This is a genomic window from Bradyrhizobium sp. NBAIM08 (assembly GCF_020193935.1).
GTDB classification, from domain to species: Bacteria; Pseudomonadota; Alphaproteobacteria; order Rhizobiales; family Xanthobacteraceae; genus Bradyrhizobium; species Bradyrhizobium yuanmingense.
In genome coordinates, this window is sequence record NZ_JADYVR010001083.1 from 1 (window position 1) to 396 (window position 396).

General features: G+C 45.2%; 1 pseudogene. It reads left to right on the forward strand.

Going from position 1 to position 396, the window contains the following annotated elements:
- Positions 1–55: 55 nt before the first annotated feature.
- Positions 56–396: pseudogene (locus I6F37_RS43580) on the forward strand (carboxylate-amine ligase); the annotation flags it as partial.

Sequence of the window (396 nt, forward strand, 5' to 3'; positions counted from 1 at the left end):
TATTAAAACCTCGCCGTCCGTGCAATGCCGGATAGATCCGGATGGCGTATGCGATGTGGCTTCGACACATGACCAATTGCTTGGCGGTAAAGATGGCCAGGTTTTTTTAGGCGCTTATTTTCCGGCACAACCTGGCTATGCTGCAACTATAGGTGATATCGGAAATAAAGTAGCCCGGGCTTTGCAGAAACGTGGTGTGCTTGGCCGTTTTGCTGTGGATTTTATCTCTGTAAAACAGAATGATCAATGGCTGCATTATGCCATAGAGATCAACCTGCGTAAAGGTGGCACAACCCATCCATTATTAATGTTACAATTTTTAACCGATGGCAAATATGATGCGGCTCAGGGACTTTATTTTACAGCAACCGGGCAGGTGCGATATTATTTTAGTTC